The sequence below is a fragment of the Marinobacter sp. genome (assembly GCF_033722735.1).
Classification (GTDB): Bacteria; Pseudomonadota; Gammaproteobacteria; order Pseudomonadales; family Oleiphilaceae; genus Marinobacter.
In genome coordinates this window covers 296,855-321,270 of record NZ_JAWVYN010000001.1, presented here as the reverse complement: position 1 = coordinate 321,270, position 24,416 = coordinate 296,855, and the positions used below count along the sequence as shown (strand labels likewise).

Sequence of the window (24,416 nt, the reverse complement as noted above, 5' to 3'; positions counted from 1 at the left end):
GCCATGCGCTCAGGTCACGGCGGGTAAATCGTAAAACGTCTTCGGCCCACCTGGGATCCCCTCGATCAGCCGCTTCACAATCCTGTCACTGGTATAGCCATCACCATAGGGATTGACCATCCCCTCCAAGGTATGACGAAACTCCGGTGTGAGGGCCTTCCGGATCGCAGCCAGGATACCGTCCCGGCTTGGATCGCAATGAAGCACGGAAGCCGCCGCGAGCCTTCCTTTCTGGCGCCGCCCAATATTGACCGTAGGCACCCCCAGGGAGGGGATTTCAATAATGCCGCTGGAGGAGTTGCCCAACACGGCCTGAGCGCCGGCAGCAACCGATAGGTAACGCGGCATCCCCAGGGACTTGACGGCCAGACAGCGATTACGGGTCTCGGCGGTGAACCTGTCGATCAGCCGGATCACCTTGCGCCCCCCCTCATCGGCATTGGGGTAGGTGAATACAATGCCGTGTTCCGGGTACTCCCGTAGCGCCGAGAGTATGGCGTTGAAGCTGGCCTCCGCCGGTTCATCGCCCTGCGTCACTGGGTGGTAGGTAACCAGAAAGTAGGGGTGGCTGAAGTCAAATCCCAGGTCGTCGGTCAACGATCGGGCTGACAGTCGCGGTGAGCGTCGAATGTTTTCCAGTCCCAAGGCACCCACGTTGATGACTCTCGACGGGATTTCACCGAGTTGGATCACCCGCAATCGGCTCTCCTCTGTGGCAACAAAATGCAGGTGGGCCATCTTGGTGATCGCGTGGCGAATGGGGTCGTCATAGGCCCCTTCGGTGATCTCGCCACCATGCAGATGCAATAACGGTATCCGGTGCAGCAGGGCGGCCTGACTGAACGCCAGCGCTTCATAGCGGTCGCCCAGTACCACAGCCGCATCCGGAGCGAGACGTTGCAGCGCCTCCGCAAATCCCATCAGACCAACGCCCATGGACTTGATGACGCCGACCGGCGTGTCCGACGACAGCAACATCTCCACTTCCGCGTCGATCTCAAACCCTTCGGCCTTGATCTCATCCACCGTGTGACCAAATTCCGGCGAAAGGTGCGAGCCGCTGACGATCAGCTGCAGCGACAGTGGCGGCGTTGACTGGATCGCCTTCAGCAGCCAGTACAGCAGGCCGTACTCAGCCCGGGTTCCGGTAAAAACGGCAATCTTCGTCATGGGGCTGGCAACCTGACACTGCTGGGCAAGTTCACCAGTCGGTCGACAACATCTCTCGCCACCGTCAGGTCATCTCGCAGACAGTCGGCGTAAATTCTGAGATCGCACATCAGCCGCCAGGCAGGACGCGTCATCACCCCCTCATCGTTGGTGCTCGCCAACAGCTCATCGCGGGCCCTCCGGGAAGGACAGAGCACAGCGTTAAGCCAATAATTGCTGCGGCAGCCTTCCGGCTCGGCTACAAAGGTCAGTTCGGTATCGGACAAGAGCGCCTGGTATTCCGATGCGAGTTGCCGTTTTTCAGCGATAAAGGCTTCAAGCTGTTCCATCTGGGCAACCCCCAGGGCGGCGTTGAGGTTCGGCATCCGGTAGTTGAAGCCGACTTCATCGTGAACGTACTCGTAGGGATGGGCCACCTTTGCCGTGGTGGTCAGGTGCCTGGCCCGGTCAGCAAAATCGGAATCTGCCAGGATCATCCCGCCGCCTCCGGTTGTGATGATCTTGTTGCCGTTAAAACTCAGAGCGCCCAGTAAACCGAAAGTTCCGGTATGACGGCCACGGTAGAAGCTTCCGAGGGATTCGGCGGCATCTTCCACCATCGCCAGGTTCCACCGTTCACTGACCTGAGCCAGGCCGTCAAGGTCGGCGGGATGGCCAAAGGTGTGCATGGGCACGCAGGCCGCCACACGCCGCCCGCTCTCCGAATGACGAATCACGCCGGCCTGGTCTGTGTGGCAGTGGCACTCCAGCCAACGCTCTACCGCGGCTGGGGAGAGCCCCAGGTTACCGGCATCAATATCAACGAACACCGGGTCTGCACCGCAATAGTGGATGGCGTTACAGGTTGCGACAAACGTCATTGGCTGGGTAATCACCAAGTCACCAGAACCAACACCGGCCATGACCAGGGCCACCTGCAGGGCAGCGGTGCCATTTACCGTGGCGACGGCTCCGGGACTGCCGGTATAGTCGGCCACCCTATCCTCGAAGTCGCTAACAAAATGGCCAACACTCGAAACAAACGTGGAGTCGATGGTTTCGGACACATACTGCTTTTCCCTGCCAGCGAACACCGGTGCGTGCAGCGGAATAAACTCATCCGTTCGGTAATGGTCCCGAACAAAGCCGATCAATCGCCTGCTTGAAGCACCAGACCTCGACGAGTTAGACATTGTACAGCCCGGTCTTGTACTGCTTCAGGTTCTGCGGATCGGAAAACCAGGCGATGGTTTTTTGCAGCCCCTCCTCAATGGAGTGTCCCGGCGTGTAGCCTGTCAATTTCCGGAGTTTCTGGTTATCGCCCCATAACCTGAAGACCTCGGAGCCCGCCGGCCGCAGCCGCTGCTCATCGGTGATGAACTCGACATCCGATGCCATGAGTTTGCGAATCAACGCCAGGGTATCGGCGATGGAGATCTCATAATTGGAGGCAATATTGACTGTTTCTCCTACAGCCGCGTCCGCCTTGGCGAGGGCCAGGAACCCCTGGCAAGTATCCTCCACGTAGTTGAAATCCCGGGTGGGTGATGTGTCTCCCAGTTTTATGGAAGTCTCGCCGGCGGCAATCTGGCCGATGATGGTGGGTATGACCGCCCTCGCGGACTGTCTTGGACCATAGGTATTAAACGGGCGGGCAATGGTCACCGGCAGTTCGAAGGCGTTGTAGAAACTCATCGCCATGGCGTCGGCGGCAATTTTTGAAGCGCTGTAGGGGGACTGAGGCTGCAGGGGGTGCGCCTCATCAATAGGCACATACTCGGCGGTGCCATACACTTCGCTGGTGGAGGTGTGGATGAAGCGCGAAACACCATTCTCCAACGCCGCCTGGCACATGTTCAGGGTCCCGCGAACGTTGGTATCAACGTAGGAATCCGGGGCTGTGTAGGAATAGGGAATCGCGATCAAGGCGGCCAGGTGAAACACCTGATCAACGGACTGGGTAATATGCTTGCAATAGTGAGGGTCGCGAACGTCCCCGGTCACCACCTCTATCTGGTCCAGGCAGTCGACCGATTCCAGCCATCCCCAGTTGTTAAAGGAGTTGTATTGGCTCAGCGCCCGGACCTGGAACCCCGCCTTGACCAGCTGCTCAACCAGGTGGGAGCCGATGAAACCATCCGCTCCCGTGACCAGCACCCGTTCTGGTGTTTTCATTGTTACCGAGCCTGCCTTTGAAAAAAGTGTTACAGCGTATGGAGAGTCTAGCGCAACTCTCCGTTTTTTCTCGTTAAATCCTGTTTCCAATCTAACAGGCTGCGACGATCCGGGAAATAGGCCCGCCCGGAAATATGGCAGAGCGGAGTTCCCATTCCCAGGCGGCAATTATCCGCCGCACCTTCGCACAACGTTCCCATCCCAGCCAGGAACCACCATATATTTTACTGTCATTTCAGCAAGTTAAGAAAAACCACGGATTCTGGCACAGCTTTCGCTTGACTCCCTGCAATTGACTTGAACCAGAAACAGTTTGCCGCCACGGCGTCCTCATTCGACCAGGAATGGGGTTACCGGCATCTCTGAACGGGGAGAAATGATATGCCTCAGATCATCAATACCAACATCGCATCACTGAATGCCCAACGTAACCTCAATGCCACTCAGCGGGATGCCGATACTGCACTGCAACGCCTGTCTTCGGGCCTGCGGATCAACTCCGCCAAGGATGATGCGGCCGGTCTTGCAATCTCGGAGCGTTTCCAGTCCCAGATCACCGGCCTGAACATGGCACAGCGCAATGCCAACGACGGCATCTCTCTGGCCCAAACCACGGAGGGCGCCCTGGACGAGATCACCGCCAACCTGCAACGAATTCGGGAACTGGCCGTTCAGGCTGCCAATGCCTCAAACAGTCCCTCCGACCGACAGGCCCTGAATGCCGAGGTTCAGCAACGGATCGCGGAAGTGAACCGCATCGCCGGCCAGACCTCCTTCAACGGCTTGCAGGTACTCGACGGAAGTCTGCCGACGCAAACCTTCCAGGTCGGCGCGAACACCGGTGAAACCATCAGCGTCGACGGACTGGACGCCCGCGGCAGCCAACTCGGCTCGGTCATTGGTCAAACCACCGACCTGCTCCAGGAAACCGATGGCACCGATACACTAGAGACCATCTTCAATAGCGGCGGTACCGCAGACTTCACCATTGACCTCACTGGTCCGGATGGCACCGTCACCACCGTGAACGTCACCGATGCCTCCTCGCTTCAGGACATCCTCGGCCAGGTCAATGCCCAAACGCCCACCACCAGCATCGCCGTTAACCTGAATCGCACCAATGACGAGCTGATCTTCTCCTCACAGTTCGGCAACGACTATTCGGTTGATGTCACCGTGGACGGCGGGACCACCCAAACCGTTGACCCGGACCCGGCAACGGACACCGTAACGGTCAACGACACCGACATTTCGACCCAGGACGGGGCGGATCTGGCGATGATCTCCATCGATTACGCCATCGAGTCGATCAACGGGCTGCGCGCCGAACTCGGGGCAGTCCAGAATCGCTTCGAATCCACCATAGCCAACCTGGCCACAACCTCTGAAAACCTGTCCGCCTCCAACAGCCGGATCAGGGACGCGGACTTCGCTGCCGAATCCGCCGAACTGGCCCGCACACAGGTTCTTCAGAGCGCGGGCCTGTCCGTTCTGTCACAGGCCAATGCCCGGCCCCAGCAGGTGCTGCAGCTTCTTCAGGGCTAGGTTCTGGATCCGGGAGAGCCGCCCGGGCAGTCAGCGCTCACCGAAGCCAGCGGGGTCCCCCAGCTGGCTTTTCTTTTTTCTGCACCCCCCAATCAACCGAGCGTGCCTTTGAGCTCGGCGCGGTAATGATTAACCAGCTCGGTATCGCCAGTGAGCGATTCCACCACGGACAGGTAATTTTCTTCCAGCACCTCTTCGAAGCCGCCATCCAGGGAAAAACCGCGGAAATCCGGTGGTACCGGTGCAAACTGCGCCCATTCCGAGATTTGAGCCAGCTCCTCGTCGCCGGCGTGTTCGACAAATCGGCGGTGGAGCCAGCCCGCGTAACCGGGACCGACGTCGACCAGTCTTTCCTGCTCCGGTCCGGTGTAGGTTTGACTCTTCTCCAGCACGCTACACATATGGCTGCTCAAACCATTCAGGCAGGACAGAAGATACAGGCGTTGGCTGGAGAGAGAGGGATTCATTGTGAGCGCATCGCCATCCGGAACGGGCATATCGAACATGTCGGAGAGTGATGCCCAAAACTCCGGCGCCCCTTTTACCAGATACTCATAGGGCACCACACGCACGTTGTTAAAATAGCGGCGATAACACGACACCAGATGCCCCAGGTCCAGGCATTGGAGCAGGAACTCGGAACGGGCTTCCACGAAGGCCGTGGCGCTGCCGCTGCCTCCCTCGTTCAGAAACTGCGCGTGCATCGACCGAATCCAGGGACGCGGGCTGCGTACCGTGATCAGAATGTTCTGCGTATGCGCAGCCAGGTTCCCCACCATCCGACTGGCATTGTCCTGATAGGCGCGAAGCCAATCCGGCGTGCCACCTCCCAACTGTCCGCAGGATAGCCCCTCATTGGAGAGAATCAGGTACTGCCCGGCCCTAAATGGCTGGTCCAAATCGATGTCGAGGTTCCTGTGCACATCGAACTCACCGCTGGCGGTCGAATCCCGGATGTACTGAACCACCGGATCAAGCCCCCGGCTCGACAACGCTATGCGGTCATCCTGTTGCCAAACGCCCTGCATGTAGGTGGTTGCTGTTTTCATTAGACCAACGTGAATAAAACCGATGTCCATGCGCCCTCCTCTAAGACAATCAACACGTTATAGGAAAAACGCGAGATCCCGGCAACACCCTCCCACAAAGTTGTGCGTAACGCTGGCTCCCGGCGAAAGCTGGCACAGCTTTCGCTAATTAGGGAATAACACAGGAAAACAACCGGAAAACTGCAGACCCTTGCCGCTCCCCATTGCCGCGGTCCCAAACACGAGGTGTAGACATGCACGCACAGCATCATTCCCAGACATCGGCCATCAACCAGGCAGACATCGCCAGGAACCTGCTGCAGGCCAACGAAGCCTACCGGGAGTCCAACAGCCCCAACCGGTCACACCGGGACCGGCTGGCTGCCCGCCAGGAATGCCGCCAGATGCTGGAGTCGATCCTGCGGGTGGCACCGGAGCAAGCGGTCGCCATCGGTCTTCTGGGCCGCCTGGCGATGGATGATGGCGATCTGGAGCGGGCTCATACCCTGTTCTGGCAAAGCCTGGACATCGACGACCAGCAGCCGCAGCAGTACACCAACCTGGGTTACTGGGCGCTGGCCACCGAGCGACCGGTCTTGGCGGAGCAGTATTTTCTCGAGGCCCTGGAACTGGACCGGCAATCCGCCGCCGCTTTCTGTGGCGTTGCCCATGCCAAGCGGGGACAGGGCAAGTTCGACAGCGCCTACCTGCATTATCGCAAGCTGCTGCAGCTGGGCCTGAACTGGCCTTCGGTGTTCAGCGGCATGCTGGCCTGCGCCGAAAACCTGGCCGTGGACAAGGCCAATCATGAGCTGGCCGTGGATGCCATTGCCCTGCTGAATCGGGACGAGCTGCCCCACCAGCAGATCGGACGCTTTGTCGGCGCCATCGTGCATGCCCAGTACGATCTCGACAACCCTCAGGCAGAGGTCTTTCTCGATGCCGCCTGCGAAGACGAGCTCCTGCTGCTGGCGCTGGAGAAAACGCTGATGCCCCATGCCGCGGTGGAGGAACTGGTGACCCTGCTTCGTCGAGGCATCCTCGCGGAAGTTGCGCAGACCTCACAACTGCGGGACGAACTGCATCGGCTCACCCTGGCAATTGCCCGTTACAGCGACCGGACCGGCTATGCCCTCACCGCCGGAGACGACGAAGAACGCCTGATCACCGCCATCAACGACAGCATCAGCGCCCAGCTGACGATGAATGAGCCGCTGGACGACCTACTCGGCTCGCTGATGGTCAGCGCCATGTACGGTGCCCTCTTCCACCAGCGTTTCGCGTTCCAGTTGGGCCAATGGAGCCTGGTGGACTGGCCTATGGCCATCCAACCCCTGATGGCGGCCAGCTACTACGACCGTGCCACCGAGGAGGCCATCAAGCAGAACTTCGACGAGAAAGCCGAGGAGCTGTGTCTGGACAAGGCCGACGTCCCCCAGGCCTGGCCCAGTTGGTCGAAGCTCGCCTACCGCGCCCAGAGCAGCCTGAAAACCCTGATGGCCGCCGAGCTTGGACTGGACACCAGCGACCTGCCGGAAACCCTGCGCATCCTGATCTGCGGTGCGGAGTCCGGCCAGCGGGCCCTGGAGCTGGCGCACTACCTGGACGACGTGGAAGTGATTGCGGTGGACGAATCCTTGCCCAACATCGCCAAGGCGACCCGCCGGGCGGAAGAGCTCGGCCTGGGCAATATCGTATTCTGGCCCTGGTCAGTGGCGCAGCGGTTTGTGGCCGACAACCAGACCGTGCACTGGATCGAGGTTGGCCGGCTCCCCTCCGCCGCCATGACCCAGGTTTCCCTGGCCGCCCTGATCAATTCGGCGACCGCCAACGGCAGCGTGGTTCACATGCATACCCACAACGAGGACCAGACCCGGGGTGACCGCCAGATCCGCAAGTTGATCGATGAACACAATCTGCTCCCCACCCGCGGCAATCTGCGGCGGCTCCGGCGAATGGTGCTGAACAACCCGCAGGACCCGATGTGGCGGGAGCTGCTGGGCTCAGAGGATTTCTATGGACTCGGTGGCTGCCAGGACCGCTGGTTCCGGCCACAGGATCCCCGGCAGCTCAAGTCATTAATGGGACTGGTCAGCAACGAAGTAGACTGGAAACTGCTCAAGGCCCGGGACACCGACGGCCACACCCTGGCCACCGCCCCGGTGCAGCGGCAATTGCAGGCGGAGGCCCTGGGCAATGAAGTACTGAGTCTGATGGGGCAGGCGCTGAGCCTGTACTTCGTTAAACGGCGTTGATGTCCGTTGGCGGCGGAAAGCCCAGGAAGGGGGACTGGCTTAAGTCTGTTCCCCTTCCATAACATCAGTAGTACGGAATCAACGACTCGCCATACAGGTGCAGCTCCTCCAGCACATGCTGCTTGGCCGGCGTCAGATTCGGGTCCGCCGCCAACTGCTGCAAGGTCTGGAAGTAACTCTCCATGGACCGCCAGCCCGCCTTGGGCTGCATCAGCCGCTGTTGCCGGAACGCCTCCCAGCGCTCCTGTTCCTCGGCAATCAGCGTGTCCGGATAGTTGCGGGCACGGTAGCGGAACAGCAGCTCTGAAAGACGGTCATCCTCAAAACGAACGTCCAGCTCTCCCAGGCTCTCCACCGGCTGCTGCAACACCCAGTTCAGATTCTCCCGGTCGATCTTGCTGATAAAGCCACCGGCATAGAGCTGTTCATCCGGGTCAGTCAGGTCGGACTCGTGGGGCTGGTCGAAGGCCGCGGCAATCCGGGCCGGCAGGTCGCCGGCCTGGCGCAGCTTGGCCAGGTTGGCCCGTAGCGTATCCCCCTCCAGTTCCAGCGCCGCCAGGCGTTCCGGGGACAGGGTCTTGAGCATGGTGGCCGGCGCCAGTACCGGGCACTTGTTCAACTGAATCCCCTTGAGGGGAAAGCGCGACCGGTTCTCCCCCAGCTCGGCCTGGGAGGTGAACACCCGCTCCCGGATTTCCTCCGCTGAGGCGTTAATCAGCTCACTCGGGTCCTCCCGCAGGTCGTAGGCGATCACCAGGTTCTTGTTACTGGGGTGCTCCGCCACCGGCGCCACCATCGCGCAGCACCCGCGGCTGGCGGGGTACTTGGAAGAGATGTGGAACACCGGCTTCATGGCCTGGGTATCCAACAGCGCCCGCGCCGAGTGTTTGTCCTTGTTGTTGAGCACGAAGTCGAACAGCTTGGGCTGTTTGTCCTTGATCAGCTTGGCCACGGCAATGGTGGCCTCCACATCGGACATGGCGTCGTGGGCACTTTCATGGCTGATGCCATTGGCCACGGTCAGTTCCTCCAGCCGGAAGCTGGGACTGCCGTCCTCCTTGCGGGGCCATTCGATGCCCTCCGGGCGGAGGGCGTAGGTCAGGCGCACCATGTCGATGATGTCCCAGCGGGAATTGCCGTTCTGCCACTCCCGGGCGTAAGGGTCCCGCAGGTTACGGTAGAGGGTATGGCGGGTCACCTCGTCGTCAAACCGCAGGCTGTTGTACCCCACCACACAGGTACCCGGCTGGCTGAACGCCTCGTTGATCTGGGCGATAAACTCCGCCTCGGGATAGCCCTCGGCCATCGCCTTCTGCGGGGTGATGCCGGTAATCAGGCACGCTTCCGGCGACGGCAGGTAATCGTCGGTGGGCTTGCAGTAGATGACCAGGGGATCTTCGACGATATTCAGGTTTTCATCGGTGCGGACTCCGGCAAACTGGGCCGGGTGGTCGTGAACCGGGTCCACGCCAAACGTCTCATAGTCGTGCCAGTAAAACGAGCGGATCACTGTTAGCTCCTGCGCCTGCCCATGGAAGGTGGAATCGGCGCAGTCTAGCAGAAAGGAAAAACGGGCGCTGTCGGGGCGAGATCAAAACACCCCGAGTCCGCGGTCGATGTATTCGGTACGCGCCCTGGGGATGCCATCCTGCAGGGTCTGCAGGTCGAGAGTCATCGAGGTGGGCAGGTTCATGTGAACCCCCGGCGCCGCATTGATGACCTGGCTGCCATCGAGATTCTGCCAGTCCACGGCCTGCTCCTGGAACGCCAGGAAGAAATCCTCGGCATAACCCACGGTACCGTCCCCATTATCCACCCCAACATCCAGCGTCTTCAGGTTGGTGAGCGGCACGCACTGAACCCCGCCGGCGCAATCCGTGGCGGCATCCGCCAGCCCGATGTGGGTGGCCCGGTAGTTGGTGGCATTGGTACTGGCATCGTACAGCGTGGCGGCCGACACATTGCCGCTGCCATCGTCCAGCCTCAGCCCCAGATTGCCGGAGAAACTGGTAATGTCCCCCGACAGGGTACCCCGGGCCTGGCCGAAGCCCAGCCGAAAGCCCACCACCTCACCATCGACTTCCGCCAGTTCGAAGTAGGGATTGGCCGCCTCAAAGGGCACAATCTCATCCACCGCGTAGGTCTGCCCGTCGAGCTGTACCCGGGTGTCGTCCTGAGAGATATGGCCGAGGGACAACTGATCCACCGCCAGGTCCGAACCCGAGGCCGTTTCACCCAGGGCCACCGCATTCACGTTGGTCTGGACCTCGACGTCCATCCCCATGGTAACGCGGGTGAACCGCTGACCGGCACCCACCAACTGATCTACCGCAATCATCGCCTGCCCCTGAACCTCGCCCAGCTCCCGATCGGAAATGGGTTGCAGTTCGGCCCGGACATCCTGTGTTCCAGCCAGGCACAAGGTGACAAGGACCGCGCTTCCTATCGCATTCCTGGTCATGGTGTTGATGTGTCTCTGATCGATTCGGTTTTACCAGTGCGCCGAACATCCGTCCCCGCTACGCGGGCTGTTCGCAAACACCGATGTCTCTGATGGCCGGCTGCAGACTCGCCTGGTCTGCGTTATGGATTTTTGGGTTAACCGGCGGCGGCAGTTTGTGATGTTTCACTTTGTAATCTTTTGTTGCCGCAGTGGCACTATACCCAGATCGCTGCGACCCATAGAGTGAGTCGTGTCACATCGGGCCATTACCAAAGTGTTAAGGCGGGCCGTTTATGATGCAGGTCTCATTCCGTTTGTGAACAGGGCAGAAACGCCCGGCTCGCGGTACGACTGCTATACTCCTACCCGGAACCACCCGAACCCTGGGTTTACCAGGGCAGCAATTTTGAGTGAGTGCCCGACGCTATGACCCTCCGAGTCCTGATCTGTGATGACTCCGCCATGGCCAGGAAACAGATGGCCCGCGCCCTGCCTGATAACTGGACACCCCGTCTTGCCTTTGCCGAACATGGCCGGCAGGCGGTGGAAATGCTCCGAAACGGCGCCTGGGACCTACTGTTCCTGGATCTCAACATGCCGGAGCTGGATGGCTATGGGGTGCTTGAGGTCATTACCCGCGAGGACCTGCCGGTGATGACCGTTGTAGTCTCCGGTGACATCCAACCCCGGGCCAGGGAGCGGGTGCTGAGGCTGGGGGCGCTGGGGTTTATCCGAAAACCCATCCAGCCGGACGAGGTGGCCACCCTGTTGCGGGAGTACGGCATCTGGGCCGACGAAAGCGAAGACGTCGCAGGTGCGGACGCGGCGTCCTCCGAGGTGCCGCCAGCGGGCCAGGTGGATCTGCAGGGATTCCTGCAGGAAATTGCCAACGTGGCCATGGGCCAGGCATCGGATCTGATGGCCCGCTTGCTGAACGCCTTTATCAAGCTGCCCGTGCCCCGGGTGGCCAGGCTGGCACGGTCGGAACTCTATATGGCGATTTCCGCCGCCGACAACCGGGACACCTACTCCGCGGTCTGCCAGGGTTTTACCGGAGCCGGCGTGGCCGGAGAGGCCCTGCTGCTGTTCACCGACGCCCAGGCCCGGGATATGGCCACCTTGCTGGGGTATGGCGACGAGGGCTCCGGTGACGCCGCGGTGGAAACATTGATGGAGCTGTCGAGCATACTGTTTGGCGCCTTCATCAAGAGCCTGGGCGATCAGCTGAACCTGAGGCTGTCCCTGAGCCACCCCTCCATCCTCGGGCAGCATCAGCCGGTTTCGGCCCTACTGGAACACCATGGTGATCGGCAGGCGGAGCTGCAGTGCATCGAGATCCGTTATGAGATCGAAGAACATCAGACCCAGTGTGACCTGCTGGTGGTGCTGACGGAGGACTCACTCCCCTACCTCGAACAGCAGCGCCAGTATCTTGTGGAGTAGGCCCATGAGCTCAAAAGACACAGACTTTCAGGCCTTCCACTGGCTGGCGGACATGGTGGAATCGGTGGAGGTGGGGTTGGTGGTGCTGGATCTCGACTTCCGGGTTCAGGCCTGGAATGGCTTCATGGAAAACCACAGCGGGCTGACCGCCAGCCGGGTACACCATCGCAACCTGTTCGAGCTGTTCCCGGAAATCCCCAGGCACTGGTTAACCCGCAAGATCAACACGGTGGTCACCCTGAAGACCCGCACCTTCACCTCCTGGGAGCAACGGCCCTGGGTGTTCCGCTTCCGCAATACCCGGCCGGTCACCGGCGTCGAAGAGTTCATGTTCCAGAACCTCACCATCAGTCCGCTGACCGCGGTCGACGGCTCGGTGGAGAAGGTCTGCCTCACCGTATACGACGTCACCGACATGGCCACCAGCAAACGGGCCCTGGAAAAGGCCAACGACGAACTCCAGCGGTTGAGTGTCATGGACCGGGCCACCGGGCTGTTCAATCGCATCGCCTGGGAAAACCTGCTGGACGCCGAATACGAGCGCCATTTCCGTTACGGCCACGACGCCGCCGTTGCCCTGCTGGATATCGATCACTTCAAGTCCATCAACGACAGCCATGGCCACTTGTATGGTGATGAGGTGATACGGCAAACCGCCCAGATCATCCGGGAAAACCTCCGCCAGGCGGACCGTCCCGGGCGATTCGGTGGTGACGAGTTTGGCATCCTCCTCCCGGAGACCGATGCCGAAGGCGCCCGCTGCATCTGTAACCGCATTCGGGACAGCCTGGCCCAGTGCCCGGTGGCCTCGGCCAACGGGCCCATTCGCTTTACCGTCAGCATCGGTGTGGCGTCGCTCAGTGAAAGCCCGCAAAACAGCCAGCAGTGGCTCAAACAGGCGGATGCGGCACTGTACCAGGCCAAGGAGGCCGGCCGGAACCAGGTGGTCGTGCTGAGCTGAACGCACAAAGGTCAACAGCCGCCCGGACATAATAGCGAATGTTATGTTATAACAGTCCCTGTCGACACTTTCTGGACAGGTCAAACTTCGTGAAGCAGCCCATCCCCACCAACCTCATTCTCGGTTTCCTCGGCGTCGGCAAGACCACCGCCATCCTCCACCTGCTCAAGCACAAGCCCGCCGACGAAACCTGGGCGGTGCTGGTCAATGAGTTTGGCGAAGTCGGCATTGACGGCACCTTGCTGGCCGATCAGGGCGCGGTGGTCCGGGAGGTGCCCGGCGGCTGTATGTGCTGTGTCGCCGGGCTGCCCATGCAGATCGGGCTCAACCGGCTGATCCACCAGGCCCAACCGGATCGCCTGCTGATCGAACCCACCGGGCTGGGTCATCCCACCCAGATCATCGAAACCCTGACCCACGAACACTATCGTGAGGTGCTGGCCCTGGGCCCGGTGATTGGCCTGGTGGATCCCCGCCGTCTCACCGACCCACGGGTGCTGGAGAACGAACAGTTCCAGGACCAGGCCGCCGCGGCCGATGTGCTGGTGGCCAACAAGACCGACCTGTGTTCGGCTGAGGAACTCGAGCGCTTTACCGCCTGGGCCCAAGCCTTCTCCCCCGCCAAGACGGCAATCCATCGCACTCGGCACGGGCAACTGGCGCCGGACTGGCTGCAGGGCCAGCCTGCCAGCACCCTGCCCTCCGCACCCCAGAGCCACCGCCATGACCATCATCATGACGATCCGCCCGAGTCTCCCGCGTCCATCGAGGAACAACCCTGGCAACGGGTCAACAACCAGGGCCTGGATCATTTCAGCCTGGGCTGGCGGCTCCATCCGAGTTTTCGCTTCCCGGAAAGAGAGCTGATGGCGCTGGTCCAGGGTGCGGGGTTTCTCCGCGTCAAGGGAGTCGTCCATACCCAGGCGGGCTGGCGTGCCATCAACCTGTCAGACGGGGTCCTGTCGGTCACCCCGGTCGAGGACCGGGATGCCTCACGCCTTGAGATCATCAGCCCGGAACCGTTAGCCGCGGACACGCTGGATCAGCAGCTGCGACAGTTGGCGCACTGGCCGGACTAAGCCAACAGCGCCTCCAACAAGCGACGATAGTGCCCCTCAAGCCGGGATAACCGCCAGGCTTCCGGTATAGCGGGAGACTCGTTGCCGATCAGCAACTCCTTCAGGGTTGCGGCCGCACCTTCAGCCTCTCGCTCGACATCGTCCTCAACGCTGGCATACCGCTGTGTTCCCGGTATGTATTCGGGATAGGCCAAACGGTCCGGGGCCAGCGCCAGGCAGCCGGCGGCCATGGCCTCCAGCATCGACAGGCCCTGGAAGTCATGGGCGGCGGTGGAGACCACCACATCCGCCCGCCGCAACAGGTCGTCGTAGCCATCACGGCTGCGCAGAAATCCCCAGTGCTCGATGTGATCCGCATACTCCGCACGGATGGTGTCAAACTCCGGCGGCCGCTGACGGAACTGCTCCCCCACCACACTGAGCCGGAACGGCTGGCGCATCACCCGCAGTTGCCGGAGCAGGGCCAGCAGCCGCTCCGGGCCCTTGTCGTATTCCCAGCGGTGGTTCCACAGCAGATGCGGCTCGGTTCGGTTCAGTAAACGCCGTCGGGGCAGGAACAGGCGGTCCTCAATGGGCACTGGCACCACCGAGGACTTGGCCTGCAGTGTCTCCACCACACCCGGAGGCACCGCATCCGGCAGTTTCTTCAACAGGGCCGCAACCGCCTGCAGAAAGCTCCGCCGGTTCCAGTCGCTGTTGAAGGCCAGGTGATCCGCGGCGATGGCGCTGTACAGGTTGACCAACTGCGGATCGATGCTGTCGTGCTGCCGGCCGGATTTCGGGTAGGCAAACTGGTTTTCATGCATGTACAGCAGGGTCGGCACCGCCGCCAGCCGTGGCTGACAGCCCTTGAGCGTCGACAGGTCCACCATCGAGGTGGCCACCAGCAGGTCCCAGTGCTGCTGTAGCTCCGGAGCATTCAGCCAGCTCAGGGCATTGCCACGGATGCGCCAACGGAAGTAGCGTGGCGGCAGGCTCAACACCTGCCAGTCGAACTGGGGCTGGCTGGCCACCAACTGTTCCCGCCAGCGCCGGTGACTGCCAACGTCGTAGGCGGAGAGGATCAGGATACGGGGACGGCGGTTGGCTTGAGAGGAAGCGCTCATGGAGCGCTATCCTCCATCATTCCCTATTGGAAAGCCAGACGCTCTGATAGGGCTTCAGGGTCAGTTCCCCGGCTAGGTCCTCGATACGCTCGCCGGAAATCAGGTCGATCCACTGATCGGTCCCGATCAGGTTGATGTCGCTGAGCGCCACCTGCTTCAGTTCGTCGCTGATGTTGTAGATGCAGAAAATGGACTGGTCCCGCCGCATGCTCTGACGCCAGAACCCGAACACCTGCAGCCCCAGGTGCAGGGTAAACTGGGTGGCATTGGGGTGAAACGCCGCCTGCCGACGCCGGAGGGCAATCAGTCGCTTCAGCTCGCGGAACACCTGGCAGTGGTGGGTCAGCGGATCGGCCAGCAGGGCATCCAGTCGGTCCACATCCCACTGGGCCCGGTTGATGGATCGCAGACGGCCCGTGTGCTCCATCCGTTCCCGGTCATTCTCAGTGCCCAGCAAACTGTGAATGTAGAACGCCGGAATACCTTCCAGGGCCAGCATGATGGCGTGTGCGCAGATGAAGCGTTGGAGCTGCCACTGGTCCGGACCACGATCCGTGGTGCCCTTCAGGGCATCGTATAGGGCAATGTTGATTTCGTAGGGCTGCTGTTCCCCCGTGGGGGTCTGCCGGTAGGACACCCGGCCGCCGAAGGCTTCCATGGTCCGGATCAGCTGCTGCTTTTCCTCGTCGGTGAGCAGGCCATCGGTGGGACGCATGCCCACGCCGTCATGGGAGGCGACGAAGTTCAGGTAGGTGGTGCCCACCTGCGCCGGAGGCATGCTCATCAGCCAGGTTTTGAGGTGACGGCAGTTACCGGTGACCAGGGTGTGGAGCAGCAGCGGCGGTAGGGAGAAGTTGTAGATGACATGGGCTTCGTTGGCGTTGCCGAAATAGGTCAGGTTCTCCCGATTGGGCACGTTGGTCTCGGTGATAACAACCGCCTCCGGCGTGTGATGCTCAATCAGCATCCGCAGGATCTTGATCAGCTCGTGGGTCTGTTGCAGGTGGATGCAGGGAGTACCGGCCTCCTTCCACAGAAAGGCCACCGCGTCCAGACGGAACCACAGCACCCCGCGTTCCAGGTAGTAGCGAATAATGCGCACAAACTCCAGCAGCACCGTGGGGTTGCGGAAGTTGAGGTCCACCTGGTCCTCACCGAAAGTGCACCAGACATATCGCTCACCGTCGTCGGTCTGCACCGCATTGACCAACGGCGAAGTCCGCGGCCGCACCACCTGACTCAGGTTCGCCTGCGGGTCCACCTCCACGAAGTAGTTCCTGCCCGGGTCCTTGCGACGGCGGAAATTCTCAAACCAGCGGCTGCGGGCGGACATATGGTTGATCACCAGGTCCGCCATCAACCGGAACTCCCGCCCGATGGCCTCCACATCGGCCCAGCCACCGTGGGACTCGTTGACCGACAGGTAATCCATCACCGCGAAGCCGTCGTCGGAACTGTAGGGAAAGAACGGCAGGATATGCACCGCCGGGACTGTATCGGCCAGCTTTTCGTGCAGGAACCGCCGCAGGGTGACCAGAGGTTTCTCCCCGGTGGCCTGAACCGAATCGGCGTAGGTGATCAACAGGATGTCGGACTCGCTCCAGTTGTTGTGATGGGCGGGCGGTGCCGGGGCTTCGGCCTCCAGCCCCATGGCCTCCATCAGTTCGCCCGCCAGGTAGTCACAGTCCAGATCCGGATACACCACTTCCAACATGGCGGCCAGTCGGGATTGCAGCGCATTTGCCATTGGCGTCTCTCCCAAGTTGGGAACGGGGGTTAATCCGAGGATGCCCCGCGGTATTCCTGGTTGTCCTGCTCGATGGCCTCCGCCATCTCCGTCATGATGGTGGGCAGCGCACTGGTTACCCGGCTCCAGCTGGGAATGAAGGGGGTGTCCATGGGGTTCTCCAGGAAGTAGGCGCCGGCCTTGACGATGTTCTGGGCAAACAGCTCCACCGCCTTCTCTTCCTTGTGCCGGTCCAGGGTCAGGCCATTGATGACGGCGTCGTTCTGATAGGTTTCGATGAAGTCCAGGGCGATGCGGTAATAGGTGGCCTTGATGGTGCGGAACTTCTCCTGGGAAAAGATCTCGCCGTTGGTGGCCAGCTTGCGGAACACCGCCTTGCTGATGTCGGTACTCATCTTGGACAGCCCGCGGCTGGAATCGTGTTCCGACAGGTCCTGGTGCTTGTGGTCGTAGACATCGGCAATGTCCACCTGGCACAGGCGGTTGGTGGAATAATTGCGTTTCATCTCCGACAGCACCCCCACTTCCAGGCCCCAGTCGCTGGGGATGCGCAGGTCGTTGATGACGTCCGTGCGCAGGGAGAACTCCCCGGCCAGTGGGTACCGGTAACTGTCGAGGTAATCCAGGAAGTCGCTCGGGCCACAAACTTTTTTCAGGGCACGGATCAGCGGCGTCACCAGCAGACGGCTGACCCGACCGTTCATCTTGCCGTCCGCCACCCGGGCGTAATAGCCCTTGCAGAACATGTAGTTGAAGTTGGGATTGGCCACCGGATAGATGAGCCGGGCCACCAGATCCCGGGAATAGGTCAGGATGTCGCAGTCGTGCAGCGCCACCGACTGCGCCCTGTTGGACGCCAACACGTAGCCAAAGCAGTACCAGACATTGCGCCCCTTTCCCATCTCCGTGGGCGCCAGCCCCTGCTCCCGCAGCTTCAGGTCGATCTGGCGCAGACGGGGGCCGTCGTTCCACAGCACCTGGAAGTGCTGGGGCAGCTCCGAGAAGTACTCCAGGGCGTATCGATACTGCGCCTCCGTGGCGCGGTCCAGGCCGATGACGATCTGCGCCAGGTACGGCACCTTGGTCAGCTCCTGGACGATGTTCTTCAGCGCCGGCCCCTCCAGTTCCGAATACAGGCACGGCAACACCAGGGCCATCGGCCGGGCCTTGCTGTACGTGAGCAGCTCCCGCTCCAGCTCGTCTACCGGCCGGCGGCACAGGTTGTGGAGCGTCGTGACGATACCGTTCTGGTAGAAATCACCCATTTATCACCTCCTTTAACGGACACAGCGAAGCAAGGCTCCTCAGTAACCAAACTCCATCAACAGGTTCAGCATGCATTCGTTCCAGCCCGCCGGCCCTTCTTTCAGGGATCGCATCACATGTCGGTCCGACGGCAGGCTCAGCGAGTCCGAGCGTGGCCCCCGGATGATCACCGGCACATCCACCGCCTCCAGCATGGCCTGGTCGTTGGGACTGTCTCCCAGCGCCACGGTGACCACCCGCTCGCCGGGATACTGGCTGCGGAAAGCCCGGGCGATGTAGCGCACCCCGTCCGCCTTGTCGAACCGACCCATCACATGGAGAAAGCGCCCACCCGCCAACAGGCGCAGGTTGCAATCCATCAGTGCCTCTTCAAACTCTTCCAGCGCCGCGTCCGAACCCTGCCAAAGCAACGGCTCGGTGCCCGCCCGCTGTTTGGCCCGCACCGCCGCGTCCGGGTCCAGGCCGGTCAACTCCGTCAGCTCCGCCGTGGTCATGTCCTGAAAACTGCGAAACCGGAAACCGCGCTGGCGCAAGCCCGCCAACACCCTGAGGATCCGGGGATGGTCGGCGCCGAAGAGCTCGACCTGTTCCGGGGCAGCCATGAAATAATCCCTGGGGATCACCAGGGCCGCGCCGTTCTCGGCGATAAAGGGGGCGCTGTTGGACAGCTCCTCCCGGATAGCGCGAATCTCGGGAATGGTCTTGCTGGAGTTCAACACCACGGGGATTCCCGCGCCGGACAGCCTCTCCAGCGCCGGTGTGGCCGCGGACCAGCTGTAGGTAGTGTGGTCCAGCAAGGTGCCGTCCAGGTCAGAAATCACGATTAGCCGCATTCGGCTCACAGCAGGCCCTCCCCGTCAGTCAGATTCAATTCATGGTGCTCGTTGACCGCGATGACCAGATCGGCACGCTGCGGCATTTCAGCCAGGCAGCCACGGGTGATGCGTTCGTAATGCATGATGAAACGGGCGACCTCGGCATCGCTCATGATGCGCAGTGGCTGGCTCCTTTCCGCCAACAAACCGCCCTCATCGGGTGCATCCGCACTGCGATGGGCAAGCTTATGCTCCTGCAGGGTGCGCCAGCGCAGCACGCATTCCATGGATGGCGCTCTTAGCATGATCAGCCTGTCCAACTGCCTGAAAAACCGGGCGTAATCCGTTTCAAGCCGGTGATTGACGTAGGTCCGCCAAACGCCGCCCGGGTCTTCGAGACGTTCCAGTTCGTTCAGTGGCGAGCTCAGGTGAGGGCCTTCTGGCTCGGGCCGCGCACCAAGACACCACCCCTCTAGCAGGATGATCTCGGCCCGTCCCTGGAACTTGGGCCATTGCGACTCCGGCGCACGGTCGTCCCGGGCCTTATCGAAGGCGGGAATGGCCACCTGGGTGTCGGCCGGGGCGTGGGCGAGCTGATCGATCACCCGCTGGCCCAGTGTCAGATCATGGGTGCCCGGCACGCCACGGGTCAGCAACAGGGGGTGAACCGCCTCCGCCAGTTGCTGCCGCTCGGCCCGGGTGAGGTAGATGTCGTCCATTGAGAAGCGGGCGCAGGGACAGTCAAGGTGGTCATTGAGCAGGGTCTGCAGGAACAGCGTGAGCGTGGATTTGCCAGTCCCCTGGGCGCCGTTGATGCCCACCACCAGCGTCCGCCCGGCCTCGCGTTGTAAGCCCTGGAGCCTGGCCGCGAGCGGCTGGATGATGGCTGTTACGGTGTCACGATACCTCTCGGGCAGCTGCTCCTGGGCGAGCAGGCGGTCGATGATGGCGGCGAGTTCCCGCTGCGGCACGTCAATCTCTCCTGATTCGGGGGGCCGTAAGAGTCATTACAGCAGATTCCGTACCACTTTGAAGAAGCGGCGATGAAAAAGGCGTCTGCAGAATTTGTGCCGCCTCAACGCGTTTGAGAAACTGGGAACTCACCCACTCTCCGCATCGCCGGTGCCAAGGTCTTACTTACCTTCTATGCCACACGATTCCGTCCGTATTGAACATCGTTACCTGGAGTTGCCGGACAGCTTCTATACCAGAGTAAACCCCACCCCCTTACGCGACGGCAAGCTGGTCTGCTTCAATCACGACCTGGCCCGGACCATGGGGTTTCACACCGACACCCCGGAAGACTGGACGGCTGTTGGCGAAGGCCGGGAACTTCTGGAGGGCATGGACCCGGTGGCCATGAAATACACCGGTCATCAATTCGGGGTCTATAACCCGGATCTGGGAGACGGCCGCGGCCTGTTACTCTGGGAGACCATAGGTCCGGACGGCCAACGCTGGGACTGGCACCTGAAAGGCGCCGGCACCACACCCTATTCCCGCTTTGGCGACGGCCGGGCGGTGCTGCGCTCCACCATCCGCGAGTACCTGTGCAGCGAGGCCATGCACGCGCTGGGGATTCCCACCACCCGGGCCCTGTTCATGATCAGTGCCAAGGACCCGGTGCTGCGGGAAACCATTGAAACCGCCGCCACCCTGGTTCGCGTCGCCCAGACCCACATCCGCTTTGGCCACTTCGAGTTCGCAGCCTACCACGAGGGCGAAGACGCCCTGCGAACCCTGATTGACCACACTATCACCCTGCACTTCCCGGAGCTGCTTTCCACCCCGGAGGAGGACCGTTACCGGCTGTGGCTCGAAGAGGTGGTGGCCCGCACCGCCCGGCTGATTGCCCAGTGGCAGGCCGTCGGGTTCTGTCACGGGGTGATGAACAGCGACAACATGTCGATCATCGGCGACACCTTCGATTACGGCCCCTACGCCTTCCTGGACGATTTCGACGCCGGCTTCATCTGCAACCACACCGACCAGGGCGGCCGCTACGCCTACAACCAGCAACCCCAGATTGGCTTCATCAACTGCCAGTACCTGGCCCGGGCCCTGGCACCGGTGATGGATGAGGACGATTTGCGCCGGGCCCTGCGGCGCTACGAGACCGTCTACAACGAGAGTTTCCTGGCCCTTATGCGTGCCAAGCTGGGTCTGGCCCAGGCAGAGGAGAACGACATCGACCTGATCATGGAGACCTTCAACCTGCTCCATGAATTCCGCATCGACTTCACCCGCTTCTTCCGCGGCCTGTCCACCCTGCCCTCCAGGGGGCCGGCAGCGGTACGGGACCTGTTTGTCGACCGCGACATCGCCGACGCCTGGCTGGCCCGCTACCAGACCCGCCTGGACCGGGAAACCCGACCAGACACGGAACGAGAAGCAGCGATGTCCCGGGTGAACCCGAAGTACGTTTTACGCAATTACCTTGCGCAACAGGTGATCCAGGAGGCGCAGAACGGCGACTATGAGCCGATGAAGGAACTGCTGGACGTGCTGAAGCGGCCGTTCGATGAGCAGCCGGAGAATGAGGAATACGCGGCGTTACCGCCGGATTGGGGAAAGCATCTGAATATCAGTTGTTCGTCATAACAAAAAGGGGTCAGAACTGAAGTTCTGACCCCTTTTTGTTATTGGGGACAGATTTGAAATCTGTCCCCGCAGCATGCATGAGCCTTAAACCGCCTTGGCAGCGATGATCTTCTCCTGCCATTCCTGCGGACCGGTCTGGTGCACGGAGGAACCGTTGGAGTCCACCGCGACGGTCACCGGCATGTCTTCCACCTCGAACTCGTAGATGGCTTCCATCCCCAGTTCCGGGAAGGCGACCACTTCGGCGTTCTTGATGGCCTTGGACACCAAATAGGCGGAACCGCCCACGGCCATCAGGTAGACCGCGCCGAATTCCCTGATGGCGTCGATGGCCACCTGGCCGCGCTCGGCCTTGCCGATCATGCCGGTGAGGCCGGTTTTTTCCAGCATGGTGTGGGTGAACTTGTCCATGCGGGTCGCGGTGGTGGGGCCAGCCGGGCCTACCACTTCCTCGCGCACCGGGTCCACCGGGCCCACGTAGTAGATGAAGCGGCCCTTCAGGTCCACCGGCAGCTCTTCGCCGTTGGCGATCATGTCCACCATCTTCTTGTGGGCGGCGTCGCGGCCGGTGAGCATCTTGCCGGACAGCAGCACGGTTTCCCCCGGCTGCCACTCTTTGACGTCTTCCGGAGTGACCGTGTCCAGGTTGACGCGACGGACGTTGTCACCCACTTCCCAGGTGATTTCCGGCCAGTCTTCCAGGCTCGGCGGGGTTTGCAGGGACGGGCCGGAGCCGTCCAGCACGAAGTGCGCGTGACGGGTGGCGGCACAGTTCGGGATGATGGCCACCGGCTTGTTGGCGGCGTGGGTGGGATAGTCCTTCACCTTCACGTCCAGCACCGTGGTCAGGCCACCCAGGCCCTGGGCACCGATACCCAGGTCATTGACCTTGTCGAACAGCTCCAGGCGCAGCTCTTCGGCGCGGTTGGACGCACCACGTTCCTTCAGGACCTGGATGTCGATCGGGTCCAGCAGGGCTTCCTTCGCCAGCTCCATCGCCTTCTCGGCGGTGCCGCCGATACCAATGCCCAGCATACCCGGCGGACACCAGCCGGCGCCCATCTGCGGCACCATCTTCAGCACCCAGTCGACGATGGAGTCGGACGGGTTCAGCATGGCGAACTTGGACTTGGCCTCGGAACCACCACCCTTGGCGGCCACGTGAACCTCCACCTTGTCACCCGGTACCAGCTTGTAGTGGATGATGGCCGGAGTGTTGTCCTTGGTGTTCGCACGGGCACCGTCCGGGTCCGCCAGCACGGAGGCCCGCAGTACGTTGTCCGGATGGGTGTAGGCACGACGGACGCCTTCGTTGATCACGTCGTCCAGCGGCATGTCGCATTCCCACTGCACGTCCATGCCCACATTCACGAATACGGTGACAATACCGGTGTCCTGGCAGATCGGACGGTGGCCCATGGCACACATGCGGGAGTTGATCAGGATCTGCGCCATGGCATCCTTGGCCGCCTGGGACTCTTCCTTCTTGTAGGCCTCGTGAACGGCCTCAATAAAATCTTTAGGATGGTAGTAAGAGATGTATTGCAGCGCGTCCGCTACGCTCTCAATCAAGTCGTCCTGGCGGATTACGGTCGTCATAGGCGTCTCATCAGATTGCATGATTAGAGTAGGAGAAGAGAGGACTCGCGCCATCTTTGGCGCCGGTCCGGGAAAATCGGGCAACAAGTTTACCAGCCAGCCGCTGCTTTATACAGATGTACGAATGGCGAAGGACGGAATAGCGATTAGCCAGCTATCAATTTTGCATTCAAACGCCCGATTGAGGTTAAATCCGGGAGAATTATTCAGAGGCCCCGGCCTCACCTTCAGCAGGAGAACCACCCGTGACCGACCTCGTGCTCACCGAACAACAAGACCAGGTGCTGGTCGTACGCATCAACCGACTGGACCGCAAGAATGCCCTCACCCACGACATGTACACCGCCCTGGGTGACGCGCTGACCACCGCCGAGCAGGACAAAACCGTCCGCTGCGTGCTGTTCACCGGCAGCAGCGACTGCTTCACCGCCGGCAATGACCTCAGCGATTTTGCCAAGGGCCTGCCCGGGGCTTTCGAGCACACACCGGTGGGCCGCTTCCTGCTAATGCTCGCCACTGCCACCAAACCGGTGGTAGCCGCGGTCAACGGGCCGGCCGTGGGCATCGGCACCACCATGCTGCTGCACTGCGATTTCGTGTTCGCCGGCAGCAATGCCCGCTTCCAGATGCCCTTCGTCAATCTGGGCCTGTGCCCGGAGGGGGGCTCCAGCCTGCTGCTGCCCAGCTGGGTCGGTCGCGCCCGGGCGGCGGAGCTGCTGATGCTGGGTGGCGCCTTCAGCGCCGAGGACGCCGACCGGCTGGGGCTGATCAACCGTATCTGCGATCCGGAGCAGACCGAGCCCACCGCCCTGGACACCTGCCACCGCCTCGCCGCCCAGGCCCCGGCGGCCGTCCGGGCCACCAAGCAACTGCTGAACCGCCCGGTTCAGGACACCCTGATCGATACCCTCAAAACCGAGGGGGCACTGTTCAGCGAGCGGCTGAAATCCCCGGAAGCCGCGGAAGCGTTCAAGGCGTTCATGGAAAAGCGGCAACCCGATTTCTCCGGTTTCGACTGAGCCGGTTGCAATCAATTGTCATGACCAGCCTGCAAGTCATACCTGCAGGCTCGACAAACCCCCGCCCGCCAACTATTTTTTCCTGAACACGAGGGAGTGATTGACGGCTTCCTCAATCCGCTCCGCGGATCTGACAGAATCACACTTTAGAGCGATCAACAGTATCCGCCCACTTTCGATATAGT

The 24,416-nt window shown here is 61.4% G+C and carries 19 protein-coding genes; 7 read left to right on the top strand and 12 right to left on the bottom strand.

From position 1 onward, the window contains the following. Positions 1 to 9: 9 nt before the first annotated feature. Genes neuC through R3175_RS01380 form a run of 3 tightly spaced genes read right to left on the bottom strand, consistent with a single transcriptional unit; the run spans position 10 to position 3,324 of the window. The gene (gene neuC, locus R3175_RS01390) at positions 10 to 1,170 is read right to left on the bottom strand and encodes a UDP-N-acetylglucosamine 2-epimerase (RefSeq protein ID WP_318941786.1); all 1,161 of its coding nucleotides are present in this window, start codon (positions 1,168 to 1,170) and stop codon (positions 10 to 12) included. Next, on the bottom strand, positions 1,167 to 2,303 hold the full coding sequence (locus tag R3175_RS01385; protein ID WP_318941785.1) for a LegC family aminotransferase: 1,137 nt from the start codon (positions 2,301 to 2,303) through the stop codon (positions 1,167 to 1,169). Before R3175_RS01385 ends, neuC begins: the two co-directional genes overlap by 4 nt. 31 nt (positions 2,304 to 2,334) lie before the next feature. Beyond that, a complete protein-coding gene (locus R3175_RS01380; protein ID WP_318941783.1) occupies positions 2,335 to 3,324 on the bottom strand; it encodes an NAD-dependent 4,6-dehydratase LegB in 990 nt (329 codons plus the stop codon). A gap of 381 nt (positions 3,325 to 3,705) precedes the next feature. Here R3175_RS01380 and R3175_RS01375 point away from each other — a divergent pair, with 381 nt between their 5' ends. Beyond that, positions 3,706 to 4,869, top strand: coding sequence for a flagellin (locus R3175_RS01375; RefSeq protein WP_318941781.1), 1,164 nt, complete (start codon positions 3,706 to 3,708; stop codon positions 4,867 to 4,869). A 92-nt stretch (positions 4,870 to 4,961) separates the two neighbouring features. Here the strand turns inward: R3175_RS01375 and R3175_RS01370 are convergent, their stop codons facing one another. Then, entirely contained in the window at positions 4,962 to 5,918 is a 957-nt protein-coding gene (locus R3175_RS01370; protein WP_318941780.1) for a hypothetical protein, read from the bottom strand. A gap of 233 nt (positions 5,919 to 6,151) precedes the next feature. On the opposite strand from R3175_RS01370, the gene R3175_RS01365 reads away from it, so the two are divergent. After that, on the top strand, positions 6,152 to 8,152 hold the full coding sequence (locus R3175_RS01365; RefSeq protein WP_318941778.1) for a hypothetical protein: 2,001 nt from the start codon (positions 6,152 to 6,154) through the stop codon (positions 8,150 to 8,152). Positions 8,153 to 8,216: 64 nt separating this feature from the next. Here the strand turns inward: R3175_RS01365 and sbcB are convergent, their stop codons facing one another. Together sbcB and R3175_RS01355 are read right to left on the bottom strand one after the other, a co-directional pair. Next, a complete protein-coding gene (sbcB, locus tag R3175_RS01360; RefSeq protein WP_318941776.1) occupies positions 8,217 to 9,662 on the bottom strand; it encodes an exodeoxyribonuclease I in 1,446 nt (481 codons plus the stop codon). A gap of 81 nt (positions 9,663 to 9,743) precedes the next feature. Further along, on the bottom strand, positions 9,744 to 10,613 hold the full coding sequence (locus tag R3175_RS01355) for a hypothetical protein (RefSeq protein ID WP_318941774.1): 870 nt from the start codon (positions 10,611 to 10,613) through the stop codon (positions 9,744 to 9,746). 408 nt (positions 10,614 to 11,021) lie between these two features. On the opposite strand from R3175_RS01355, the gene R3175_RS01350 reads away from it, so the two are divergent. From R3175_RS01350 to R3175_RS01340, 3 genes are all read left to right on the top strand, one after another. Continuing rightward, positions 11,022 to 12,038 (top strand): response regulator, encoded by a 1,017-nt coding sequence (locus R3175_RS01350; protein ID WP_318941773.1) that lies wholly within the window; start codon positions 11,022 to 11,024, stop codon positions 12,036 to 12,038. 4 nt (positions 12,039 to 12,042) lie between these two features. Continuing rightward, positions 12,043 to 12,999 carry a diguanylate cyclase gene (locus R3175_RS01345; RefSeq protein ID WP_318941772.1) on the top strand — a complete coding sequence of 319 codons (957 nt, stop codon included), beginning with the start codon at positions 12,043 to 12,045 and terminating at the stop codon, positions 12,997 to 12,999. A gap of 89 nt (positions 13,000 to 13,088) precedes the next feature. Further along, entirely contained in the window at positions 13,089 to 14,078 is a 990-nt protein-coding gene (locus R3175_RS01340) for a GTP-binding protein (RefSeq protein ID WP_318941770.1), read from the top strand. Here the strand turns inward: R3175_RS01340 and R3175_RS01335 are convergent. Genes R3175_RS01335 through R3175_RS01315 form a run of 5 tightly spaced genes read right to left on the bottom strand, consistent with a single transcriptional unit; the run spans position 14,075 to position 19,983 of the window. Beyond that, a complete protein-coding gene (locus tag R3175_RS01335; RefSeq protein WP_318941768.1) occupies positions 14,075 to 15,184 on the bottom strand; it encodes a DUF3524 domain-containing protein in 1,110 nt (369 codons plus the stop codon). The two genes, R3175_RS01340 and R3175_RS01335, sit on opposite strands and share 4 nt — an antisense overlap. Positions 15,185 to 15,200: 16 nt before the next feature. Continuing rightward, the gene (locus tag R3175_RS01330) at positions 15,201 to 16,931 is read right to left on the bottom strand and encodes an alpha-amylase family glycosyl hydrolase (RefSeq protein ID WP_318941766.1); all 1,731 of its coding nucleotides are present in this window, start codon (positions 16,929 to 16,931) and stop codon (positions 15,201 to 15,203) included. A gap of 29 nt (positions 16,932 to 16,960) precedes the next feature. Continuing rightward, positions 16,961 to 18,196 carry a glycosyl transferase gene (locus tag R3175_RS01325; RefSeq protein ID WP_318941765.1) on the bottom strand — a complete coding sequence of 412 codons (1,236 nt, stop codon included), beginning with the start codon at positions 18,194 to 18,196 and terminating at the stop codon, positions 16,961 to 16,963. Positions 18,197 to 18,235: 39 nt separating this feature from the next. Next, a complete protein-coding gene (locus tag R3175_RS01320) occupies positions 18,236 to 19,030 on the bottom strand; it encodes an HAD-IIB family hydrolase (protein ID WP_318941930.1) in 795 nt (264 codons plus the stop codon). A gap of 5 nt (positions 19,031 to 19,035) precedes the next feature. Continuing rightward, the gene (locus R3175_RS01315) at positions 19,036 to 19,983 is read right to left on the bottom strand and encodes a hypothetical protein (RefSeq protein WP_318941764.1); all 948 of its coding nucleotides are present in this window, start codon (positions 19,981 to 19,983) and stop codon (positions 19,036 to 19,038) included. A 175-nt stretch (positions 19,984 to 20,158) separates the two neighbouring features. On the opposite strand from R3175_RS01315, the gene R3175_RS01310 reads away from it, so the two are divergent. Next, positions 20,159 to 21,613: a protein adenylyltransferase SelO gene (locus tag R3175_RS01310; protein WP_318941763.1), complete on the top strand. Its 1,455-nt coding sequence runs from the start codon at positions 20,159 to 20,161 to the stop codon at positions 21,611 to 21,613. An 84-nt stretch (positions 21,614 to 21,697) separates the two neighbouring features. Here R3175_RS01310 and R3175_RS01305 read toward each other — a convergent pair whose 3' ends face one another. Further along, positions 21,698 to 23,212, bottom strand: a complete 1,515-nt coding sequence (locus R3175_RS01305) for a fumarate hydratase (RefSeq protein ID WP_318941762.1) — start codon at positions 23,210 to 23,212, stop codon at positions 21,698 to 21,700. A gap of 245 nt (positions 23,213 to 23,457) precedes the next feature. On the opposite strand from R3175_RS01305, the gene R3175_RS01300 reads away from it, so the two are divergent. Further along, positions 23,458 to 24,231, top strand: a complete 774-nt coding sequence (locus R3175_RS01300) for an enoyl-CoA hydratase (protein WP_318941760.1) — start codon at positions 23,458 to 23,460, stop codon at positions 24,229 to 24,231. Positions 24,232 to 24,416 lie beyond the last annotated feature (185 nt).

Excerpts from the sequence above, each read along its gene's own strand:
- neuC (WP_318941786.1), bottom strand. The coding sequence starts at position 1,170 with ATGACGAAGATTGCCGTTTTTACCGGAACCCGGGCTGAGTACGGCCTG.
- R3175_RS01380 (WP_318941783.1), bottom strand. The coding sequence starts at position 3,324 with ATGAAAACACCAGAACGGGTGCTGGTCACGGGAGCGGATGGTTTCATC.
- R3175_RS01375 (WP_318941781.1), top strand. The coding sequence starts at position 3,706 with ATGCCTCAGATCATCAATACCAACATCGCATCACTGAATGCCCAACGT.
- R3175_RS01370 (WP_318941780.1), bottom strand. The coding sequence starts at position 5,918 with ATGAAAACAGCAACCACCTACATGCAGGGCGTTTGGCAACAGGATGAC.
- R3175_RS01365 (WP_318941778.1), top strand. The coding sequence starts at position 6,152 with ATGCACGCACAGCATCATTCCCAGACATCGGCCATCAACCAGGCAGAC.
- R3175_RS01355 (WP_318941774.1), bottom strand. The coding sequence starts at position 10,613 with ATGACCAGGAATGCGATAGGAAGCGCGGTCCTTGTCACCTTGTGCCTG.
- R3175_RS01350 (WP_318941773.1), top strand. The coding sequence starts at position 11,022 with ATGACCCTCCGAGTCCTGATCTGTGATGACTCCGCCATGGCCAGGAAA.
- R3175_RS01345 (WP_318941772.1), top strand. The coding sequence starts at position 12,043 with ATGAGCTCAAAAGACACAGACTTTCAGGCCTTCCACTGGCTGGCGGAC.
- R3175_RS01335 (WP_318941768.1), bottom strand. The coding sequence starts at position 15,184 with ATGAGCGCTTCCTCTCAAGCCAACCGCCGTCCCCGTATCCTGATCCTC.
- R3175_RS01330 (WP_318941766.1), bottom strand. The coding sequence starts at position 16,931 with ATGGCAAATGCGCTGCAATCCCGACTGGCCGCCATGTTGGAAGTGGTG.
- R3175_RS01325 (WP_318941765.1), bottom strand. The coding sequence starts at position 18,196 with ATGGGTGATTTCTACCAGAACGGTATCGTCACGACGCTCCACAACCTG.
- R3175_RS01320 (WP_318941930.1), bottom strand. The coding sequence starts at position 19,030 with ATGCGGCTAATCGTGATTTCTGACCTGGACGGCACCTTGCTGGACCAC.
- R3175_RS01310 (WP_318941763.1), top strand. The coding sequence starts at position 20,159 with ATGCCACACGATTCCGTCCGTATTGAACATCGTTACCTGGAGTTGCCG.
- R3175_RS01305 (WP_318941762.1), bottom strand. The coding sequence starts at position 23,212 with ATGACGACCGTAATCCGCCAGGACGACTTGATTGAGAGCGTAGCGGAC.